16 protein-coding genes and 1 pseudogene are annotated in these 20,245 nt (G+C 72.2%); 10 read left to right on the forward strand and 7 right to left on the reverse strand.

What is annotated here, in order from left to right; all coding sequences use genetic code 11:
- Nucleotides 1-8 precede the first annotated feature (8 nt).
- On the forward strand, nucleotides 9-323 hold the full coding sequence (locus B1H19_RS17870; protein ID WP_083105684.1) for a hypothetical protein: 315 nt from the start codon (nucleotides 9-11) through the stop codon (nucleotides 321-323).
- 2 nt (nucleotides 324-325) lie between these two features.
- On the opposite strand, the gene B1H19_RS17875 is transcribed toward B1H19_RS17870, so the two are convergent.
- Nucleotides 326-1,321 (reverse strand): isocitrate lyase/PEP mutase family protein, encoded by a 996-nt coding sequence (locus tag B1H19_RS17875; RefSeq protein WP_203237177.1) that lies wholly within the window; start codon nucleotides 1,319-1,321, stop codon nucleotides 326-328.
- Nucleotides 1,322-1,384: 63 nt separating this feature from the next.
- Here B1H19_RS17875 and B1H19_RS17880 point away from each other — a divergent pair, with 63 nt between their 5' ends.
- On the forward strand, nucleotides 1,385-2,161 hold the full coding sequence (locus B1H19_RS17880) for an ArsR/SmtB family transcription factor (protein ID WP_083105686.1): 777 nt from the start codon (nucleotides 1,385-1,387) through the stop codon (nucleotides 2,159-2,161).
- Between the two features lie 30 nt (nucleotides 2,162-2,191).
- Here B1H19_RS17880 and B1H19_RS17885 read toward each other — a convergent pair whose 3' ends face one another.
- Complete coding sequence (locus B1H19_RS17885) at nucleotides 2,192-3,622, reverse strand: glycosyltransferase family 39 protein (protein ID WP_203237346.1); 1,431 nt, start codon at nucleotides 3,620-3,622, stop codon at nucleotides 2,192-2,194.
- Nucleotides 3,623-3,858: 236 nt separating this feature from the next.
- A complete protein-coding gene (locus tag B1H19_RS17890; RefSeq protein WP_237289374.1) occupies nucleotides 3,859-6,195 on the reverse strand; it encodes a serine hydrolase in 2,337 nt (778 codons plus the stop codon).
- A 562-nt stretch (nucleotides 6,196-6,757) separates the two neighbouring features.
- Between B1H19_RS17890 and B1H19_RS17895 the strand changes: the two genes are divergently transcribed.
- The 3 genes from B1H19_RS17895 to B1H19_RS17905 all read left to right on the forward strand — a co-directional run bounded on the left by B1H19_RS17895 (nucleotide 6,758) and on the right by B1H19_RS17905 (nucleotide 9,217).
- Nucleotides 6,758-7,522, forward strand: a complete 765-nt coding sequence (locus tag B1H19_RS17895; RefSeq protein ID WP_083105688.1) for a GOLPH3/VPS74 family protein — start codon at nucleotides 6,758-6,760, stop codon at nucleotides 7,520-7,522.
- A 378-nt stretch (nucleotides 7,523-7,900) separates the two neighbouring features.
- Entirely contained in the window at nucleotides 7,901-8,767 is an 867-nt protein-coding gene (locus B1H19_RS17900) for a helix-turn-helix domain-containing protein (RefSeq protein WP_083105689.1), read from the forward strand.
- 240 nt (nucleotides 8,768-9,007) lie between these two features.
- The gene (locus B1H19_RS17905) at nucleotides 9,008-9,217 is read left to right on the forward strand and encodes a DUF397 domain-containing protein (protein WP_083105690.1); all 210 of its coding nucleotides are present in this window, start codon (nucleotides 9,008-9,010) and stop codon (nucleotides 9,215-9,217) included.
- A 123-nt stretch (nucleotides 9,218-9,340) separates the two neighbouring features.
- On the opposite strand, the gene B1H19_RS17910 is transcribed toward B1H19_RS17905, so the two are convergent.
- Nucleotides 9,341-10,219: a hypothetical protein gene (locus tag B1H19_RS17910; RefSeq protein ID WP_083105691.1), complete on the reverse strand. Its 879-nt coding sequence runs from the start codon at nucleotides 10,217-10,219 to the stop codon at nucleotides 9,341-9,343.
- Nucleotides 10,220-10,379: 160 nt separating this feature from the next.
- On the opposite strand from B1H19_RS17910, the gene B1H19_RS17915 reads away from it, so the two are divergent.
- The 3 genes from B1H19_RS17915 to B1H19_RS17925 all read left to right on the forward strand — a co-directional run bounded on the left by B1H19_RS17915 (nucleotide 10,380) and on the right by B1H19_RS17925 (nucleotide 13,278).
- A complete protein-coding gene (locus tag B1H19_RS17915) occupies nucleotides 10,380-11,648 on the forward strand; it encodes an aminotransferase-like domain-containing protein (RefSeq protein ID WP_083105692.1) in 1,269 nt (422 codons plus the stop codon).
- A 130-nt stretch (nucleotides 11,649-11,778) separates the two neighbouring features.
- Nucleotides 11,779-12,381: a DUF2690 domain-containing protein gene (locus tag B1H19_RS17920; protein ID WP_083105693.1), complete on the forward strand. Its 603-nt coding sequence runs from the start codon at nucleotides 11,779-11,781 to the stop codon at nucleotides 12,379-12,381.
- A gap of 111 nt (nucleotides 12,382-12,492) precedes the next feature.
- A complete protein-coding gene (locus B1H19_RS17925; RefSeq protein ID WP_083105694.1) occupies nucleotides 12,493-13,278 on the forward strand; it encodes an SDR family oxidoreductase in 786 nt (261 codons plus the stop codon).
- A gap of 39 nt (nucleotides 13,279-13,317) precedes the next feature.
- Here the strand turns inward: B1H19_RS17925 and B1H19_RS17930 are convergent, their stop codons facing one another.
- Nucleotides 13,318-14,439, reverse strand: coding sequence for an ADP-ribosylglycohydrolase family protein (locus tag B1H19_RS17930; protein WP_083105695.1), 1,122 nt, complete (start codon nucleotides 14,437-14,439; stop codon nucleotides 13,318-13,320).
- A gap of 302 nt (nucleotides 14,440-14,741) precedes the next feature.
- Between B1H19_RS17930 and B1H19_RS17935 the strand changes: the two genes are divergently transcribed.
- The gene (locus tag B1H19_RS17935) at nucleotides 14,742-15,701 is read left to right on the forward strand and encodes a D-2-hydroxyacid dehydrogenase family protein (protein ID WP_083105696.1); all 960 of its coding nucleotides are present in this window, start codon (nucleotides 14,742-14,744) and stop codon (nucleotides 15,699-15,701) included.
- A gap of 77 nt (nucleotides 15,702-15,778) precedes the next feature.
- Entirely contained in the window at nucleotides 15,779-16,033 is a 255-nt protein-coding gene (locus B1H19_RS17940; RefSeq protein ID WP_083109720.1) for a hypothetical protein, read from the forward strand.
- Between the two features lie 63 nt (nucleotides 16,034-16,096).
- Here the strand turns inward: B1H19_RS17940 and B1H19_RS17945 are convergent.
- Both B1H19_RS17945 and B1H19_RS17950 read right to left on the reverse strand, forming a co-directional pair.
- Nucleotides 16,097-17,291, reverse strand: a pseudogene (locus tag B1H19_RS17945) (RNA-guided endonuclease InsQ/TnpB family protein); the annotation flags it as partial.
- 215 nt (nucleotides 17,292-17,506) lie between these two features.
- Nucleotides 17,507-20,173 (reverse strand): bifunctional FO biosynthesis protein CofGH, encoded by a 2,667-nt coding sequence (locus tag B1H19_RS17950; RefSeq protein ID WP_083105698.1) that lies wholly within the window; start codon nucleotides 20,171-20,173, stop codon nucleotides 17,507-17,509.
- Nucleotides 20,174-20,245 lie beyond the last annotated feature (72 nt).

Genomic DNA, 20,245 nt, shown 5'->3' on the forward strand with positions numbered 1-20,245 from the left:
GAGATCCCATGCCGGCCCAGCGCCGCTCCATGCTCCGTACCGCCGTCGTCGCCACCGGAGCGCTGGCCGCCCTGGCGCTGCCCGCCGGGGCCGCCTTCGCCTCCGACATCACGGTGCCCTCGGCCAGCCGCAGCGAGATCATGCTGCCGGACGACGGCCTGGCCGGCGTGGCCCAGCGGATCGGCCATCTGCCCAAGGGGACGCTCATCGGCGGGGCGAGCGCGCTCGGCGTCGCGGGCGTGAGCATCGCCGTGGCGCGCCGACGCCACGACGAGCACGGAGACCAGGCCGACCGCCGCCGGGGCCGCACCCAGCGCGCCTGAGGTCACCCCAACGGGCCGTTCTCCCGCAGGGGCTCCATGAGCCGCTGCACCTCCGCGTACCCCGGGATGCCACTCGCCGGGGTGCCACCCGTGGGGATACCACTCGCCGGAATGTCACATTCCGTTACGCCCTCTCCCGCCGCGTCCTCCCGCGCCACCCCCTCCCGCATCGTGCCCTCCCCCATTCGGACCGACTCCGCCGCCGCGAGGGCCGCTCCCAGCGCCGTACGGAAGAGCAGCGACCCGGTGCTGATCCGGCGTACGCCCAGCTCCGCCAGTCGGCCGACGGTGTGCCGTCCGGGGGCGAAGAGGATGTTCACCGGGGCAGGGACGGCGGCCACCAGGGCGGCGATCTCCTCGTCCGCCACCACACCCGGTACGAAGACGCCGTCCGCGCCCGCCTCCAGGTAGACCTCGGCGCGGGCCAGCGTGGCGGAGAGCGGCGGCGGGGTGTCGACCAGCCAGTGGGTATCGATCCGCGCGTTGAGGAAGAGACCCGGCACCCGCTCCTTCACCGCGGCGATCAACTCCGCCTGGCGGGACGGCAGTTGCAACCCTCCCCCGCCCGGCAGCCCGTCCTCCAGGTTGACGCCGGCGGCCCCGGCGGACGCCAGCTCCGCGGCCAGCGCGGCCACCCGTTCGGCCGCCTGGTCAGCGGCCCGTCCGGTGGCCCGTTCGGCCGCCTGGTCGCCGCCGTCCTCGTCCCCGTAGCCGCCCTCGATGTCGACGGTGTACGGGCACGGCAGCCGGCCCCCCAGCCGCCGTGCCAGCGCCAGCGTCGCCTCCCGCACCCCGGCCAGGCCGCGCCCGTCGGGGTACCCCTGGGACGCGGCGACGCCCAGGCTCGTCGTCCCGACCGCCGCATACCCGGCGTCGGCCAGCGCGACGGCCGAGGCGACGTCCCAGGCGTTGGGCAGCAGCAGGGGTCCGTCGGAGGCGTGGTGGAGGGCGTGGAAGGCCCTGCGGGCGGCGGGATGCGCGGTGTTCGTACGGCTCATACGGGGACCGTAGGCGCGCATCATTTCGGCGACCGCCGAAGTGTCGCGGCGGACAATGACGGTATGGCCGCCAAGCCCACCTCCACGCCCGGATCCGCCCACTCCCCCTACGCCGCCCCCTCGTCCGGCCCCGCCTCCGCCGCCGAGTTGGCCCGGCTGGCCGGGCTGCTGGCCGACCGCACCCGGGCCGCGTTCTGCCTGGCGCTGCTGGACGGACGGGCCTGGACGGCCGGCGAGCTGGCGGCGTATGCGCAGGTCGCGCCGTCCACCGCCAGCGAGCATCTGACCCGGCTGACCGAGGGCGGGCTGCTGGCCGAGCACCGTCAGGGCCGCCATCGGTACGTCCGCCTCGCGAGCCCCCGCGCCGCCGAGCTGATCGAATCCCTCGCTGCCCACCTGGGCCCGCCGGCCGCCCCGCCGCGCGGACTGCGCGCCGTCAGCGCGTCCGCGGCACTCGCACGGGGCCGCACCTGTTACGACCACCTGGCCGGACGGCTCGGCGTGGCCCTGACGGACGCGATGACCGCACGCGGACTGCTCGACCAGGACGGCGGGTTCGCGCTCACCGACGCCGGGCGGACATGGCTGACCGAGGGCCTGGGGATCGAGGCGGCCGCGCTGTGCGGCGGGCGACGCCCGCAGGCCCGCGGCTGCCTGGACTGGACCGAACGCCGCCCGCATCTGGCGGGCACGGCCGGCGCCCGGCTCTGCGACCGCCTGCTGGAACGCCGCTGGATCCGCCGCATCGGCACCGGTCGCGCCGTACGCCTCACCCCGGACGGCGCGGCCGCGCTGCACGAGCTGCTCGGCATCGACAGCGCGGGGGCGGGGTTGGAGTGACGGCGGGGGGGGCGACGGAGGGCGGCAGCCCTAACGGGAGCCGCACTCCCCCGGACGCGCATACAGCATGACCCGGGCGCCATGGACCTCCCGTTGGGCACAGAGCACGAAGGAGTGGTGCAGCGTGCTGCGTTTGGCGATTGCCTGGTCGTCGGTGTCGGGGGGCTGCCCCTCGGGATCGGTGGCGACGACGATGCGGCGGGCGGTGAGCATACGGGCGCGGATGGCGTCGCCGGACCGTTCGGTGCCGTAGAGGGTGTGGGACGCCCGCGGGCTCCTGGCCAGGGCGAGATCGGTCAGGCCGCGGAACTCCTGCGGATGCGGGGCGCGCCAGATACGACGCCGGGCGGGCAGGAAGAGCAGGCCGTCCCCGGGGGCCGCCAGCTCCCCCACGGCCCGGGCGACCGCGGTGCTGTCGTCGACCCGGCTGTCGGGGCTGCGCAGATGGACGTCGATGGGCAGCAGCGCCGCCGCCACCAGGACCAGCGCCGCCGTCCGGCGCAGCCGGCGCGCCCGGGTCCGGCCGCCGTCGCCGGCCGGGCGCGACAACCGGGCCAGCGCGGCTCCGGCGAGCAGGGCGAAACCGGCGACGTAGTAGAGCACGTAGCGGTCGACATAGGCCGGTTCGGCGTAGGAGAGGAGGAAGAGGAAGAGGGTGGGCAGGAGGAGCAGGGGGAGGGCGAGGGCACGCAGGCCGATCGGGCCCCGCGTTCCCGAGGCGTGGGGAAGGCCCCGGATCCGGGCGCAGCCGACCCCCAGCACCGCCAGCACCGCGAACGTCAGCAGCTGGACGGGGTCGGGCCACATCAGCCAGGCGAGCTGGGCCGACTGCCCGGTGCTGTAGACCGCCAGCGGGGCCAGCCCCCCGAAGACGGCGGCGGTGGCCAGGGCCCAGGCGCGCAGCGTCTCCCGGGGCAGCCGGGCGAGGAGGACGGCGGCGCCGTGCGCGGGCAGCGCCAGCGCGGTGAACTCGTGCAGCAGGCAGGCGCACAGCATCAGGGCCGTGTACGCGCACCACAGCGCGCGGCACGGGCGGGCGGCGGCGCGCACCAGGACGTACGTCGCCCAGACCACCAGCGCACACACCATCGCGTACGAGCGGCCCTCCTGCGCGTACTGCTGCACGACGGGGACCCACGCGAAGGCGAGACCGGCGAACAGGCCCGCGCGCCGCCCGGCCAGGTGCCGGCCCAGTAGGGCGACGCCCGCCGCGGCGGCGGTCATCGCGGCGACGGACGGCAGCCGCAGGCCGATCGCCTCGCCGAGGGCGGTGCCGAGGGTCGCGTCGTAGACGAGGAACCAGACGTGCATCAGCGCGTAGTACAGGCCGTGGACGACATCGGCGTGCTGGAGCGTCGACCACAGGTCGGCCAGGCTGCGGTGCGCCATGTCGTACGTGACGGCCTCGTCGCGCCAGACGGCGTCCTGGCGACGGATCCCCCAGGCCCCCAGCAGCAGCATCAGCCCCGCGGGCGGCAGCACCACCGCACCCCGGGCCGACCGGATGCCGCGGGCGCCCCCGGTGGTCGGCAAGGGCGCGGAGGTCGTCTGCTGTGTGTGCGCTACATCGATGACGGGCTCCGGTCAGGCGTAAGGACGGGCGGCGGCGCGGGGCCCGGGGCGGGGGCCGGAAACGCCGGCGGGGCTCCCGAATCTAGCGTCGCCAGAACCGAGAGCCCCGCCGGGCCGCGCCGCGCTCAGCCGAGGCGGGTCAGCTTCGCCCCGAACGTCGGCTCGGTGAGGTCCTTCTGGAGGGCCACCGGCACCTTCTGGGCGTTCTTGCCGTTGCCGACCGTCAGTGCACCGACGGTGGTGCCCGCCTTCGCCTCGTGCGGGAGGGTCTTGCCGCCGTCGCCGATGCTCAACTGGAGCTTCTGGCCGGGGACTCCGACCGCCTTGAGGTCCTTGGTGGCGACAACCGGTGTCAGCCCGTCCAGGCCGTCGTCGACGTAGCCGACGACCTGCCCCTTCTTCACCGCCGTGGCCGAGGCCAGCGCGTTGCGGACCGCCTCGATGACCTTCTTGCTGTTGTCCTTGACCATGGTGAGGCTGTTGGAGGCGTTGGGGTCCAGGCCCTTGAAGTGCTGGTCCATCATCGTGCCGAGGATCAGCCGGTCCTTGCCGTCCACCGTCTTGTAGGCCGCCCAGGACAGTGTGCCGCCGGCCGCCGTGCTGGAGCCGGTCTTGATGCCCTTGATGCTCAGGCCGGCCAGCAGCAGATTGTCGTTGTTGTTGTTGATCCGCTGCGGCAGACCCGGGATATCGGCGTTGGTCATGGCGACCACCGGGCGGAAGGCGTCGAACTTCATGACGGCCTCGGCCAGCTTGATCTGGTCGACGGCGGTGCTCACCGTCGTCTTGTTCAGGCCGCTGGGGTCGGTGTAGGTGGTCTTCGTCATGCCCAGGTCCTTGGCGGCGGCGTTCATCTTCTTGACGAACGCCGCCTCGTTGTCGGACGCGGTGTCCCAACGGGCCAGCAGCCGGGCGATGTTGTTGCCGGACGGGATCATCAGCATCTTGAGCATGTCCTGCTCGCTGAACTTCTGCCCCGCCTTGAGCCCGGCGATCCGCGACTCGTCCTCGGAGCGGCCCTCGGCCACCGTCTTGGCGTCGACCTCGATCGACGGGCCCTTGTCGTCCTTCTTGAGCGGGTGGTCCGTGAGGATGACATAGGCCGTCATGATCTTGGCGACGCTCGCGGTCGGCACCGGCTTCTGCGCGCCGAACGTCCCCACCTCGCCGGAGCCCACGACCTTGACCGCCGCCTGCCCGCTCGCGGGCCACGGGATGGAGAGCTTGCCGCCCTCGAAGGTGAACGAGGACTTGGCGTCGCCGAGGACGACCGTCGGGTTGGGCAGCGGCCGCACCGCCTGGACGACCACGAAGATGATCGCCAGGAGGACCGCGAGCGGGGTCCAGATCTTGAACCGGCGGACGACCGTGCGCAGCGTCGTCTCGGGCGGCGGCGGGGTGTTGGTGAGCTTGGCCAGCAGGTCGAGCGGCGGCAGCGGCTCCTGCTTGGTCCGCTCCGACTCGGGCAGCGCACCGGGCCCCTGCCGCGGCGCGGCGGGCGCCTCCTTGGGCGCCTCGGGCGGCAGCGCACCGGGGGCCTTCGCGGGGGCCGCCGGCTCCTCCGCCTTGCCCGGGGTACGGGCCGGGGTACGGTCCGCCGTCTTGCCGAGCGACTTGCCCGCCGACCCGTCGTCGGCCGACTTCAGCGCCACGAACTGGCTGGTGCGCTCGGTGTCGCGCTCGGCGGGCTTGGGCTTGCCCTTGGGCTTGGAGGTGTCCTTGGGCTTGGAGGTGTCCTTGGGCTTGGGGGTGTCCTTGAGGTCGGACTCGTCCTTGGGCTTGGGCTTGGTGTCCGGCTTGGACTTGGTGTCCGGCTTGGCCTCGGTGGGCGGGGTGATCTTGAACGCGGTGGTGGGCTGGTCTACGGCCTCCCCGGCCGCGGCCTTGCCCTTCGCCGTCGCCTTCGCGATGGCAAACACCCGCGTCGCGTCGTCGCCCGGCTCCTCGTCGGCGTCAGCCTGGTCGTCCTTGCCGTCGGCCTTTCCCTTGCCCTTGCCGTCGACCTTTCCCGTGCTCGCGCCCTTGCCCTTGCCCTTCTCGGGGTCGAGCGTCTTGAAGACAGCGGTCGGCTGATCGACGACCTTCGGCTTGGCATCGGCCTCGGGGCCAGGGTCGTCGGCCTTGGCGTCGGCGGCAGCCTCGGACTTCGCCTCGGTGTCGGCGTCCGGCTCGGCGTCGTCCTCGGAAGCCCCGTCCGGCTCGGCGGAGGGCGCGGCCTCCGCACCCTCGGCAGCCGGAGAGCCGCCCTCGTCGCCGTCGTCGCCCTCGGCATCGTCCAGGGCGCCCTCCGCGGCCTCCTGCAGCCCCTCAGCGCCCTTCTCGGGCGCGCCCCCGGCATCGGACCCGGCCTCCGCCGCATCCGCCGCTTCCTCGGCCCCGTCGGCCCCGTCGGCCCCGTCGGTCTCTCCGACCTCTTCGGCCTCGCCCGCCGCGTCCGCATCCGCCTCGTCGGCACCCTTCACCGACGCGTCCGACCCACCGTCCGCGTCCGCATCCGACCCGGCAGACTTGCCCGACGCCGCAGCTTCGCCCGACTCGGTCGAACCATCCGACCCGTCCGACCCCTCCGAGGCACCCGAAGAGTCCGAACCCTTCGAGGAGTCCGAGGAGTCCGAAGCCTCCGAGAGGTTCGCCCCCTCCCTCGCATCGTCGGCCTCCCCGGCCGACGCCCCCGACTCCCCCGATTCCCCGCGGAAGACCGAAACTCGCGGATCGTGTTCGCTGCGTGCCGGCTCCCCCGACGTCCGCTTCTTGTCCGACTTGTCGGGGGACTCGCCCGCCACCGATGTCTCCTTCACAACCTCGCCCGCTCCACCACAGCCAGTGTTCCCAAGTGTCCTGTGTCCGCTCGGCGCCATCTCACCGCCACGCGTACCAGCACGCTCCGCGCCCCATCGGAATATGTCGCCGACGTGCTAGACGAGAACGACATACCTACCGGTTCCATACCGAACCCCCCACGCACCCTCGACAGATGAATGTGAGAGGGGTCACCCTGTCATTCATCCACGCGGGGAGGCATGGATGGGCAGGAGCCGCAGAACAATTCCGGAGGAGCTTCTGCTGCTCGCTCTGGACCCGACGACGGGTACCACAGCGCAGCCGCAGTCGCTCGACCTCGGCCTGGCCGGGGCCCAGCTAGTAGAGCTGGCTTTGGCAGGACGGATAGCCCCAGACGGGGATCGTATCGCCGTGGTGATGCCACGGCCGACAGGAGATCCGACTCTGGACTCCGCGCTCGAACTGCTGCGCCGACGCGGCAGTCCGGTGCGTGCGGTCCACTGGATCGGCGGGCCCCGGCTGGGGCTGCGCCAGACGTATCTCACGCATCTGGAACGGTGCGGCATGGTGCATGCCGTCGAGGGTCAGATGTGCGGGGTATTGCCGACGACGCGCTACCAGGCGACGGAGACGGCCATCAGCCGGGAAATCAGGGCCCGGCTCGACAACGCGATCCGCACCGGCGTACCACCGGACCCGCGGACCGCGGCGCTCGCCGCGCTGGCCCATGCGGTCGGACTCGGCAAGCACCTCTACCCCGGCAACGAAGGGCGCTCCTCGCGCTCCCGTCTCCGGGACTTGATCCGGCACGACCCGATGGGCGGGCTGGTGGCGCACGCCGTCATGGATGTGCAGAACGGCGCCGCGGCGCAGCCCCGGCGGGCGCAGCCCGCGGGAGCCGGACCGGTACGGCAGTCCGCGACGCGTGCCACGGCGCAGCCGGCGGCCGGTGTGCCGGTGCAGTCCCGGCACGGCCGGGGCAGCATGGCCCGCGTCGGCGCCCGCTGACACGGAACGGCGCACCACCGGACACGCACCACCGTGCGTGCGCCACTGCAACCGCACGGCCGCAAAACCGTTTTCTCGACCCGCACGACCGCTTTGCCGCACCACCGCACGAGCGCATGCGCGCCGCGGGCGACAGCCGCATGCGTAGCGCTACCCCTCAACACCCACTTCCCAGTTCCGCTGTCCCACAGGACCGTTCGGGAGTCGCAGCACCAGAGCGTGGGGTGGCGGTCCGGCCGCACTGGACGTCGGCCGGACCGCCACCCCACGCGCGCACCCGCTCGCCTTCTGTGTCCATTTGACTGCGCGGCGTGGCATCGGAGTGGCACCCTGCTGGACAGAACACGACAGCAGTACGGAGCCGGAGGTGCACTACCCGTGGCGTCCAACATCAACCCCACTGTCAGGCGACGCCGACTGGGCCAGGAGCTGCGCAGGCTCCGCGAGGACAAGGGCATGACCGCCGAGCAGGTCGCCGAGCGGCTGCTGGTCTCCCAGTCGAAGATCAGCAGGCTCGAGAACGGCCGCCGCAGTATCAGCCAGCGCGATGTCCGCGATCTGTGCTCGGTGTACGAGGTCGAGGACCACCGCATAGTCGATTCGCTGATGCAGATGGCGAAGGATTCGCGCCAGCAGGGCTGGTGGCACGCCTTCGGCGACATCCCGTACAGCGTCTACATCGGCCTGGAGACCGAGGCGGCGTCGCTGCGGGTGTACGAGTCCCTGCTGGTGCCCGGCCTGCTCCAGACCCCCGGTTACGCCGAGGCGGTCATCCCCGGCGCCGTCCCCGAGCTCGCACCGGAGAATCTGGAGAAACGTATCCAGGTGCGGATGCGCCGCCAGGAGCGGGTCGACGACCCCAAGCGCCCGCTGCGGCTGTGGGTGGTGCTGGACGAGAGCGCGCTGCGGCGGGTGGTCGGCAGCCATCTGGTCATGCGCGAACAGCTGGACCATCTCGTCGAGATGAGCAATCTGCCGCATGTGACGGTGCAGGTGCTGCCGTACGACACGGGTGCGCACGCCGGGATGTCGGGGACATTCTCGATCCTGGAATTCGACGACGCCTCGGATTCGAGTGTGGTGTACATCGAGGGCGTCACCAGTGATCTGTATTTGGAGAAAACCAACGATGTGCACAAATACACGATCATGTACGAGCACCTGCGCGCGCAGGCGCTGAATGCCGATCAGAGCCGGGAGTTCATCGCCCGGGCGGCCAAGAAACACGCGGATGCCATGGGGTGACGCCGAGGGAAGCGCCACCGGGCGAAATGGGGCATTGCGGTGCGGAATGGAGCGTTCCGGAAACCGAGATCGCACGGTACACCGGCGCCGCCCGCCATGAAAAGAGATCAAGGAATATGACATTCGGATGGGTGAACGACTCCTGCGGCTCGTGATGTTGGCGCGTAGCGTCAGCAGTACCGAATCCCCCGGTAACTCCGCGTAGTTCAGCGCGAGTTCCCAAAGTGAGTTGGAGTGAAAATGGCTGTCCAGCCCAATTCCGCGTTCTCCTGGAAGAAGTCCTCGTACTCCGGCGGCAACGGCGCCTGTGTGGAGATGGCCGTACCGACCACCGCAGCCATCGCCGTGCGCGACTCCAAGGACCCCGAGGGTCCGCGCCTGACCTTCGACAACGCCGCCTGGAACACCTTCGTGTCGGACGTGGCCGGCGGCGCGTTCGACGTGGCGTGAGCTGAGCCTTCACGCACCCCACTCTGCGCCGAGCGCGCAGACACGAGCCCTCTCGACTGGATCGCCGTCCCGGCCGAGGGGGCTCGGCCCTGTCCGGGCGCCGGTGCTCAACGACCGCACGGTTCAGCGCAGTTCGGACACATAGCGATCGGTTCCCGGGACGGTCGGGATGAACGGCGCCACCAACTCCACCCTTCCCAGCCCCGACTCCGCGACCGCCGTCTCCCGGTCGGCGAAGTGGGCCGCCCAGACCGCACGCGGGTCCTCCTGGAGGAACCACAGCAGGGTGAGCCGGGTGTCGACGCCCTCGACCTGCCGCACATACGTCATCCGGTCCTCGGGCAGCGGCGTCGGCCGGAAGACGGTGACCAGGGCGGCCGGTGAGCCCGTCAGCCGCCGCGGCAGATGCCGGGTGCGCAGCCACTCCAGCAGCTCGGCCCGCCGCTGCGGACCGTCGGCGTCGATCACCTCCAACACCAGCCCGGCGTACGGATGGTCCAGTGCGTGGAAATCCCGGGGGCCCGCGGCGCCGTCCCGGTAGACCGTCGCCGCATGGTCCTGGAAGGCGGTGAAGACATGCGTGCGGTCGTGGTGGATCCGGCCGTCCCGGTTGAGGCGCTTGTTGATGGCGACGGTCCACTTCATGTGCGCGTCGTAGCGGCCTTCGGTGAGCCAGTACGTGGACAGGTAGCAGCCCGCCGTGACGGGCCGGGCGACGGCGGACCGCTCGGGGTAGCGCAGCAGTTGGAGGTCGCGGGTGGCCACCCAGCGGCGGCCGGCGAAGATCCAGGGCATCGCCATCGCGCCGGCGATGTAGTGGTCGTCCTCGTACCAGCGGTTGTAGGCGTACTCATGGCCCGGATGGGGCTCGACCATGGTGATCAGCGCATGTCCGGGGTGCACTCCGTAGGGGCCGACGGCGGCCAGTTCGGCGTAGGCGGCGGCTCCCGGGTCGGCGGTGGCGGCTGCTTCCTGCGGCGTTCCCTTGCTGTCTGCGGTCATGACGGACAGCTGTAGCTGACTGGGCGTCAGAAGGGGAGGGGTGTGCCGCCAATGGCTCAGCATGCGGGCATCTCTGCGCGGGGGCGTTCGGCGCGCTTAAGCTCGCTGCCCTCTACAGGTAACGCCGGTTAACCGCCGTCCGTGAGTGAGGGGACCCGCCATGCCCGACACGATCCGTGCCGAGACGATCCCTGCCGACACGAGCCCCGCCGACACGCTCTCCGCCCCCGTCCCGCCGCTCGCCGCCCGTGCCGCGCGGACCGGCAGTTCGCCGGTGCGCGACATCCTGGCGCTCACCGCCCGGCCCGAGGTCATCTCGTTCGCCGGCGGGCTGCCCGCGCCCGAGCTGTTCGACGCGCAGGGCATGGCCGACGCCTTCCGGCACGTACTGGCCGAACAGCCGCAGCGGGCGCTCCAGTACTCCACCACCGAGGGCGATCCGGCGCTGCGCGCGGCCGTGGCGGCGCGCACCACGGCGCGCGGGCTGCCCACCGGGGCCGACGACCTGCTGGTGACGACCGGTTCCCAGCAGGGCCTGTCGCTGCTGGCCACGGCCCTGCTGGAGCCGGGGGACGTGGTGCTGGTCGAGGACCCCTGCTATCTGGCGGCGCTCCAGGTCTTCTCACTGGCGGGTGCCCGGGTGGTGCCGGTGCCGACCGACGACGAGGGGCTGGATCCGGCCGCGCTGGACGAGATCGCCGCACGGGAGCGGCCCCGGCTGCTCTACGTCATACCGACCTTCCAGAACCCGACCGGCCGCACCCTGTCCGCCGAGCGGCGGGCCGCGGTCGCCGACGTCGCCGCCCGGCGCGGGCTGTGGATCGCCGAGGACGACCCGTACGGCGAGCTGCGCTTCGAGGGGGAGCCGCAGCGGTGGGTGGCCTCCTTCCCCGGTGCCGAGGACCGCACCGCGCTGCTCGGCTCGTTCTCCAAGGTGATGGCGCCCGGTCTGCGGCTGGGCACGCTGCGCGCGCCGGCGCCGCTGCGGCGCGCCCTGACCGTCGCCAAGCAGGCCGCGGATCTGCACACCTCGACCATCGACCAGGCGGCCGCGGCACGGTACTTGGCGGACACGGACCTCGATGCGCATCTGGAGCGGATGCGCGGCGCCTACCGCGAGCGGCGCGATGCGCTGGTGGACGGGCTGGCCGGGGCGCTGCCCGAGGGGGCGCGGTGGAACCGTCCGGCGGGCGGGATGTTCGTCTGGGCGACGCTGCCGGCCGGGTACGACGCGACGGCGCTGCTGCCGCACGTCGTACGGCAGGACGTGGCCTACGTCCCGGGGGCGCCGTTCTTCACCGGGGCGCCGGACCCCACGGCCGTACGGCTGTCGTTTGTGACGCACGGGCCGCAGGAGATCCGTGAGGGGCTGGAGCGGCTGAGGAGGGCACTGGAGACGGCGCCGGAGGGCGCACGCCGGGACGGGTGAGGCGCACCAGGTGCGGGGGCGCGCGCCTCCTGTGCGCCCCCTGTCAAGGGCGGAAAAAGCGCTACCGGAGGCCCGTTGCCCTCCCGGAAACTGGAAGGTCTACGGCACGCGGACCTCCCAGGAGGCCGGATTGAGCAACGACGTCGACGCCCCGGAGCCGCCGGGCGGCGCGCCCGCCCCTGATTCCTCCGACGCCCCCGATGATCCCCCCGCCGCCCCCGACACCGACCGGCTCCGGGCCACCGGCCGCTGGCTGCGCAGGCATGCCCGGCACGCCATGGTGGTCGGCGTCGTCACGGCCGTCGTCGGCGCGCTGGCGACCGTGGCCGCCGACCAGCTCCCCAAGCTCTTCGAGGACCCGCCGCCGCCCTGCCCCGGGGCCGGCTGCGACGGCAAGAGCCCCAAGAGCGACGGCTGCGCCGCGGACGCCGTCACCTGGGAGCCCACCGAGGGCAATGTGGCGCGCATCCAGCTGCGGTACAGCAAGCGGTGCGGCGCCGTATGGGGCCGGATCGTGAACGGCGAGCCCGGCGACATGGTGACGATCAGCGTGACGGACGGCTCGTCCCGCAGCGCCTCCATCGCCACCTATCACGACGTCTACACGCGCATGGCGACCGTCGGCGACACCTTCCGCGTCCGGTTCTGCGCGGAGCCGGGCAGCTACACCGGCCACACCGGCAACTGGGTCAAGTACTGCTTCGAGGCCACCGAGCACACGGAGTGGAACTGACACCGGACGGGCGCCGGGCAAGCGTCCCGCGGTATTCCCTGCCGGTCTTCCGCTCTCCCCTCCCCGGCCCTACCCTGACGCATCGTCAGATATCGGCCCGGGGAGGCGCCCATGCTGCTCCAGCACAAGACCGTGATCGTCTCGGGCGTCGGGCCGGGGCTCGGCCATCAGGTCGCGGCGGCCTGCGTACGGGACGGGGCGCGGGTCGTCCTGGGGGCGCGCACGGAGGGCAACCTCGCCGCGTCGGCGGCGCGGATCGACCCCGCGGGGGAGCGCACGGCGTGGCGGGCGACGGACATCGGCGACGAGACGCAGTGCGAGGCGCTGGCCGCGCTGGCCGCGGAGCGGTTCGGGGGGATCGATGCGGTGGTCCATGTCGCCGCCCTGGACTCGCTCTTCGGCGGTCTGCGCGACGCCGACCTCGGTTCGTGGCGCGAGGTCATGGACGTCAATCTCCTCGGCACGCTGCGGATGACCCGCGCCTGCCTGCCGTCGATGACGGCGCGCGGCGGCGGGTCGGTGGTGATGATCGGCACCCAGTCGTCGGTCGCCGCTCCGTCGGAGGTGCGCCAGACGGCCTATGCGGCATCCAAGGGGGCGCTGGTCTCGGCGATGTACGCGCTGGCGCGCGAGCTGGGGCCGGAGCGGATACGGGTCAACACCGTGCAGCCGGGCTGGATGTGGGGACCGCCGGTCCAGGCGTACGTCCGGCTCACCGCCAAGGCGGAGGGCGTGCCGGAGTCCGAGGTGCTGGGCCGGCTCACCGGGAGAATGGCGCTGCCCGAGATGGCCACCGACGCCGATGTGGCCGAGAGCGCGGCCTTCCTCTGCTCGGACCGGGCTCGCGCGATCACCGGCCAGTCGCTGCTGGTCAACGCGGGCGAGCTGATGCGCTAGGGCGGCGCGGGCCCCGGGGGCGTGGGTGACGGCGCGGGGTCAGGCGCGCGGGTAGCGGGCGAGCCACCCCGGTGACGAGCCCGCCGGGCCGTGCAGCGCGGCGCCCTGGGTCATCTCCATCGCGAAATCGTCCGCCAGCTGGAGGATCGTCTCGCGGCCCTCCAGTTCGACCAGCCAGTCGGGCGGCAGCGCGGTCTCGCCGTGCAGCGTGCCCAGCAGGTTGCCGCAGATGGCGCCGGTGGAGTCGCTGTCGCCGCCGTGGTTGACGGCCAGCAGCAGGCCGTGCCGGATGTCCTCGGCGACCAGCGCGCAGTAGACGCCGATCGCCAGCGCCTCCTCCGCCGTCCAGCCCTCGCCCAGCGACTCGACCCGGGCGGGCGTCGGCATGCCCTGCCGTACGGCGCCGAGGGCGCGCTTGAGGGCGTCGGTGGTCTCCTCGTGGCCGGGGCGGGTCGCCAGATGGGCCAGGGCCTTTTGGACGGCGCCGTCGAGGACCTCACCGCGGGCCAGGGAGTGGCTGATGACGGCGAAGGCCCCGGCCGCCAGATAGCCGGTGGGGTGGCCGTGGGTCTGCGCCGCGCACTCGACGGCCAGCTGGAAGACCAGCTGCGGCTCCCAGCCCACCAGCAGCCCGAACGGCGCGGAGCGCATCACCGCGCCACAGCCCTTGGAGTCGCGGTTCTTGGGCGCCTCCAGGGTGCCCATCACCTCGTCGCCCAGACCGGTCAGGCAGGCCCGGCCCGGCTCCCGCCGGGAGTAGAGCCACTCCTCGCGGGCCAGCCAGCCGTCGTCCTTCCGGCGCTCGTCCGGGCCCCAGTCGCGCTGGGTGGCGGCCCAGCGCAGATAGGCGCGGTGGACGTCGGTGGGCGGATGCCAGGCCCCGGTGTCGCGGCGCACCTGGGCGCGTATCAGGCCGTCCACGGTGAAAAGGGTCATCTGGGTGTCGTCGGTGACCGCACCGCGCCGCCCGTAGGCCGGCACGAGGTCGGTGACGCCATCGGCGCCGTGCGCCTCGCGGATCGCGTCGAGGGAGTCGAATTCGATGCCCGCGCCGAGCGCATCGCCGATGGCTCCGCCGAGCAGACAGCCGCGTACCCGGCTGCGGAAGTCCTGCTGTTCGGCGCGGCCCCAGATCGCGGTGTGGCCCGGCGTGGCACTCATACCGGCACCTCGCTCGGCCCGGCCTCGCCTCCGCGCGGCGCGCACCCTTCCATGGCTCGGCTGCGCTCACTCACTGCGCGACCTCCAGAAACTCGCACCGTCCCGGGGCCGTGCAGGCTCCCCGGCGCAGCACTGTAATCGACCGGGAATGATCGTCACGGGCCCGGGATCGTAATGTGAGCTGTCCCCCACGGACGCCGTTCCGGCTCGCGGCGATTGCCGGGATTACGCCGCCGTGCCGGGCCCGGCCGCACCTGTGACGGCCCGCTGCCGTCCGCCCCGACCCGCCAGGAGAGGCCCCCATGACTCCGCGCTGCGCCGTACTCGACGACTACCAGGGCGTCGCCCGCTCGCTCGCCGACTGGTCACCTCTGGACGGGCGGGTGGACGTCCGTACGCTGCGCCGGCCCTTCGCCTCCGAGGACGAGGTGGTCGAGGCGATCGGCGACTGCGAGATCGTCGTCGCGATGCGCGAGCGCACCCCGTTCCCGGCCTCCCTCCTCGCCCGGCTGCCCCGGCTGCGGCTGCTGATCACCTCCGGGATGCGCAACGCCGCCATCGACCTGGCGGCGGCCGCCCGGCACGGCGTCACCGTCTGCGGGACGGCCAGCAACACCGAACCGCCCGTCGAGCTGACCTGGGCGCTGATCCTGGGCCTGGCCCGCAGCGTGGCCACCGAGAGCGCGGCGATGCGCGCGGGCGGCCCCTGGCAGAGCACCCTGGGCGCCGATCTGTACGGCCGCCGACTGGGCCTGCTCGGCCTGGGCAAGATCGGCGCCCGGGTCGCCCGGGTCGGCCTGGCCTTCGGTATGGACGTGGTCGCCTGGAGCCGGAACCTGACGGCCGAGCGGGCCGCGGAGGTCGGCGTCCGAGCCGCCGCCTCCAAGGAAGAACTCCTGGAGACCAGCGACTTCGTCTCCGTCCATCTCGTCCTCGGCGACCGCACCCGGGGGCTGATCGGCGCCCCGGAACTGGCCCGGATGCGCCGCACCGCCTACCTCGTCAACACCTCCCGCGCCGCCATCGTCGACCAGTCCGCCCTGCTCGACGCACTGCGCGAGGAACGCATCGCGGGCGCCGGCCTCGATGTCTTCGCGCAGGAGCCGCTCCCCGCCGACCACCCGCTGCGCACCCTTCCGAACGTGCTCGCCCTGCCCCACCTGGGCTATGTCACCCGCCGCAACTACGAGGGCTATTTCCAGCAGGCGGTGGAGGACATCGTGGCGTTCCTGGAGGGAAAGCCGGTCCGGGAGCTGGGCTGAGGCGGGGCGCCGCGACGGCCCGGAATGCGCTCATCCGTTCGACCATGGCGGCGGCGCATGCGGGGCATGCTTCCTCCATGTCCGAGTACGAGTGGGATCGCACCACCATGGCGGTCGTTGCCTCCGCGCTCTCCGGGGACAGCGACGGCGCGGTGGAACTCCTCCGGCCGCTCCCCCAGCGGGATGTCTGCCATATCGCCGTGCGACTGGCCGCCATGGCCGCCGATGCGCTGATCGTCGCCGCCCAGGACACCGGGGGCGACCGCGCGGAGGCACTGTCGCAATGGCAGCAGTGCATCCTGCAACACGAGGCGGAGTACGACGGGGATTGACTCCTCCCCCTCGTGAACGAGGGGGATTCCTAGCTCACGTCGCCTGCGGCCCGGCGGGCGTGCAGGTCTTACACGATCAGCACCAGCCGGGTATGAGACCAGCCCGGACCAGCATCACACGGGCGGAGTTCTTGTCTCTCGGCGAGACGGTTCCGCACGCGGTGCAGGTATACGTCCTTTCGGAAAGAGGTAGTGCGTGCTTGGCTCTCGCTCCGCACTGCGCACAGTCCATCGTGGTGTGCGCGGGGTTCACCAGGTGGACGATGCGCCCGTGCTTGCGGGCCATCTCCACCAGGGCTCGTTTGGTGGCGCCGATGGCGGCGTCTGCCGCCTTCTTCGCCATGGTCGACTTGGCGAGAAAGCGGGGGCGGAAGTCTTCCACCGCGAGGGCGTCATGGTCGGTAACGACCTTCTTGGCCCACTTGCGGGCAGTATCCTCGCGCTGGCGAGCGACTTTCTTATGGATCTTGGCGGTCTGCCGCTTCGCTTCGCGGTAGCCCTTCGATCCCGGCTGCCCCTTCGCGGGCCTCCTGCGGGCCATCATCCGCTGATACCGGGCGAGTTTGGTCGCGGCCGTGCGGCCGTGCCGGGCGTGGGGGAGATCGTGGGCGTCGCTTGTGGTGGTGGCGGTCTCCTTGACGCCCCAGTCGATACCGATCACACGGCCCTTGGACGGCAGCGCCTGGGTTTCGGTGGCGACGACGAAGGAGGCCCACCAGTGCCCCACGCTGTCCCGGTACACGCGCACCGAGGACGGCGGCTTGGGCAACTCCCGCGACCAGACCGGCCGCACCACGATCCCGCCCGCGAGATGCAGGCACCGGTCTTTGAGTCGGAAACCGCTTCGGGTGTAGTTCAGCGTCGGCGCCGCCTCGCGCTTCTTCTTGTAACGGGGCATCCCGGCCCGCTGCCGCATCGGCAAGCGAGCCTTGATGTCCTTCAAAGCCTTCGCCCGTGACTTCGCGAAGTCACGGATGAGCTGCTGCTGAGGCACCGAGGCGCCCTCGCGCAGCCATGGCGTACGGGCGCGGGCCTCGGTCAGCATCTTGTCGAGCTGCGCCGGGCCGCACGTCACGCTCTCGCCGGTCGCCAGCTTGTGCTGGTGCACCTGCTTGGACTTGGCGACCGACTCATTCCACAGCCACCGGCACCGGGCCCACTCCGCCTCAAGCGCAGTACGGGCCGTGGACGACAGGCGCAGGCGATAGGTGTACCGGGCGTGCCCGGGCCCCTCCGCCGTCTGCGCTGGTGCCATCATGCATCCGAACCTACCTGGGAGGACTGACAGTTGAGAGCTCTTGACCGTCGTGGGCTGCCTTACCCCGTCGCAGGGATAGCCGGATCCCCCCGGCGGCGATCCGGCTATCCCTGCCCTGCTCCGCAGGAGTCCGATTCCTCTCCTGCCTTAAGGCAGGAGCATCCTCGGGGGTTCCCGGTGACCCCAGGGTGACCCGCGGCCGGCACGCCCCCTCCCTACTCGTCCACCACCGGGAGCAGCTCCGGCAGATGCCCGTCCGAGGCGAGCGCCGCGGTCTGCCGTTCCTCGGGGACGGGGCCGTAGGTCGTCGTCCGGGGGCGGGACGGGCGGCCCGCGGCGTCCGCGATGGCGGTCAGGTCCTGTACGGAGCGGTAGGAGCCGTAACTGGAGCCCGCCATCCGGGAGATGGTCTCCTCCATCAGGGTGCCGCCCAGGTCGTTGGCGCCCGAGCGGAGCATCTCGGCGGCGCCTTCGGTGCCCAGTTTGACCCAGCTGGTCTGGATGTTGGTGATGTACGGGTGGAGCAGCAGCCGGGCCATCGCCGTCACCGCGCGGTTGTCGCGGGTGGTGGGGCCGGGGCGGGCGATACCGGCCAGATAGACGGGCGCGTTGGTGTGGATGAAGGGCAGCGTGACGAATTCGGTGAAGCCGGCGACGCCCTTGGACAGCGCGGACCGCTGGATCTCGGCCAGCAGACGGAGGTGGCCCAGCCAGTGGCGCGGCTGGTCGACATGGCCGTACATCATCGTCGAGGACGAGCGGATGCCCAGCTCATGGGCGGTTTTGACGACCTCGACCCAGGTGGCGGTGGGCAGCTTGCCCTTGGTCAGCACCCAGCGGACCTCGTCGTCCAGGATCTCGGCGGCGGTGCCGGGGATGGTGTCCAGCCCGGCGGCCTTGGCCTCGGCGAGCCACTCCCGGATGGACAGGCCGGTGCGGGTGGCGCCGTTGACGACCTCCATCGGGGAGAAGGCATGGACGTGCATCCCGGGGACGCGTTCCTTGACGGCGCGGGCGATGTCGAAGTACGCCGTACCGGGCAGGTCCGGGTGGATACCGCCCTGCATGCACACCTCCACCGCCCCGACGTCCCAGGCCTGTTGGGCGCGGTCGGCCACCTGGGACAGGGACAGGGTGTAGGCGTCGGCGTCGGTGCGGCGCTGGGCGAAGGCGCAGAAGCGGCAGCCGGTGTAGCAGACGTTGGTGAAGTTGATGTTCCTGGTGACGATGTAGGTGACGTCGTCGCCCACGGTGGCGCGGCGCAGTTCGTCGGCGATACGGCACAGCGCGTCCAGGGCGGGGCCGTCGGCGTGCAGCAGGGCCAGCGCCTCGTCGTCGCCGAGGCGGGTGGGGTCGTCGGCGGCCTGCGACAGGGCCTGCCGGACGTCCGCGTCTATCCGGGACGGCGCCATCCCGGGGGCGGCTGCCTCGCGCAGCGCCTCCCAGTCGCCGTAGACCTCGTCGAAGTCGTCGCGGCGGTCGGCGGTGCGGCCTTCGGTGTCGATGGTGTGGTGCAGGTCCGTACGGCCCGAGGAGCTCATGGTGAAGCCCTCGTCGGGCTCCTGCCAGGGGCGACCCACCACGGGGGCGTCCTCGACGGCCAGGCCCGTCTCCGGGTCGGCCAGGGCGCGCACATGCGGCAGCAGACGCGGGTCCAGCCAGGGCTCGCCGCGCCGGATGAACTCGGGGTAGATGGGCAGCCGTTCGCGCAGCGTGAAGCCGGAGGCGGCGCAGCGCTCGGTCAGCTCCTCGATCTGCGGCCAGGGGCGCTCGGGGTTGACGTGGTCGAGGGTCAGCGGGGAGACGCCGCCCCAGTCGTCGATCCCCGCGTCGATGAGCAGCGCATAGGCGCCGTCGACGAGGTTGGGCGGGGCCTGGATACGGGCCGAGGGGCCCATGATGTGCCGGGCCACGGCGATGGTGGCGGCCAGCTCCTCCACCTCGGCGTCCGGCTTGCCGCGCATGGCCGTGTCCGGCTTGGCGCGGAAGTTCTGCATGATCAGTTCCTGGATGCCGTGGTACGCGCGCTGGACACGGCGTAGCGCGAAGATCGACTCGGCGCGCTCCCGGTAGGTCTCGCCGATCCCGATGAGCAGCCCGGTGGTGAAGGGGACGTTGGAGCGACCGGCGTCCTCCAGGACGCGCAGCCGGACGGCGGGCTCCTTGTCGGGCGAGCCGTAGTGCGGGCCGCCGGGCTCGCTCCACAGCCGCTCGGCGGTCGTCTCCAACATCATGCCCAGGGACGGGGCGACGGGCTTGAGACGCTGGAAGTCCGTCCAGGACAACACCCCGGGGTTGAGGTGCGGCAGCAGCCCGGTCTCCTCCAGGACGCGGATGGCCATGGCCCGTACGTAGGAGAGCGTGTCGTCGTAGCCGTGCGCCTCCAGCCATTCGCGGGCTTCGGGCCAGCGGTCCTCGGGCTTGTCGCCGAGCGTGAAGAGGGCCTCCTTGCAGCCCAGTTCGGCGCCCCGGCGGGCGATGTCGAGCACCTCGTCGGGCGACATGAACATCCCGTGGCCGGCCCGGCGCAGCTTGCCGGGGACGGTGACGAAGGTGCAGTAGTGGCAGGTGTCCCGGCACAGGCGCGTCAGGGGGATGAAGACGCCCTTGGAGTACGTGATGACTCCGGGGCGCCCGGCGGCCTCCAGGCCCGCGTCGCGCACCCGGGCCGCCGAGGCGCACAGGTCCCGCAGGTCCTCGCCGCGGGCCTGCAACAGCACGGCGGCCTCGCCGACGTCCAGCGCCACGCCGTCGCGGGCGCGCTTGAGGGCGCGGCGCATCGCGTTCGCCGTGGGGCGAGCCTCCGGGTCAGATCCCAGGACCGGCCGCTGCTCCGGTGCCTGCCCCGCTCCCTCGTCCGATCCCTGCGCGCTGGAAGTCATCCTCCGAGCATACGAGCGCCCACTGACACAGCCGCCGCCCGGCAACCGGCCGCCGGTGTGCCACTGGTCACG

The organism is Streptomyces gilvosporeus (genome assembly GCF_002082195.1).
Classification (GTDB): Bacteria; Actinomycetota; Actinomycetes; order Streptomycetales; family Streptomycetaceae; genus Streptomyces; species Streptomyces gilvosporeus.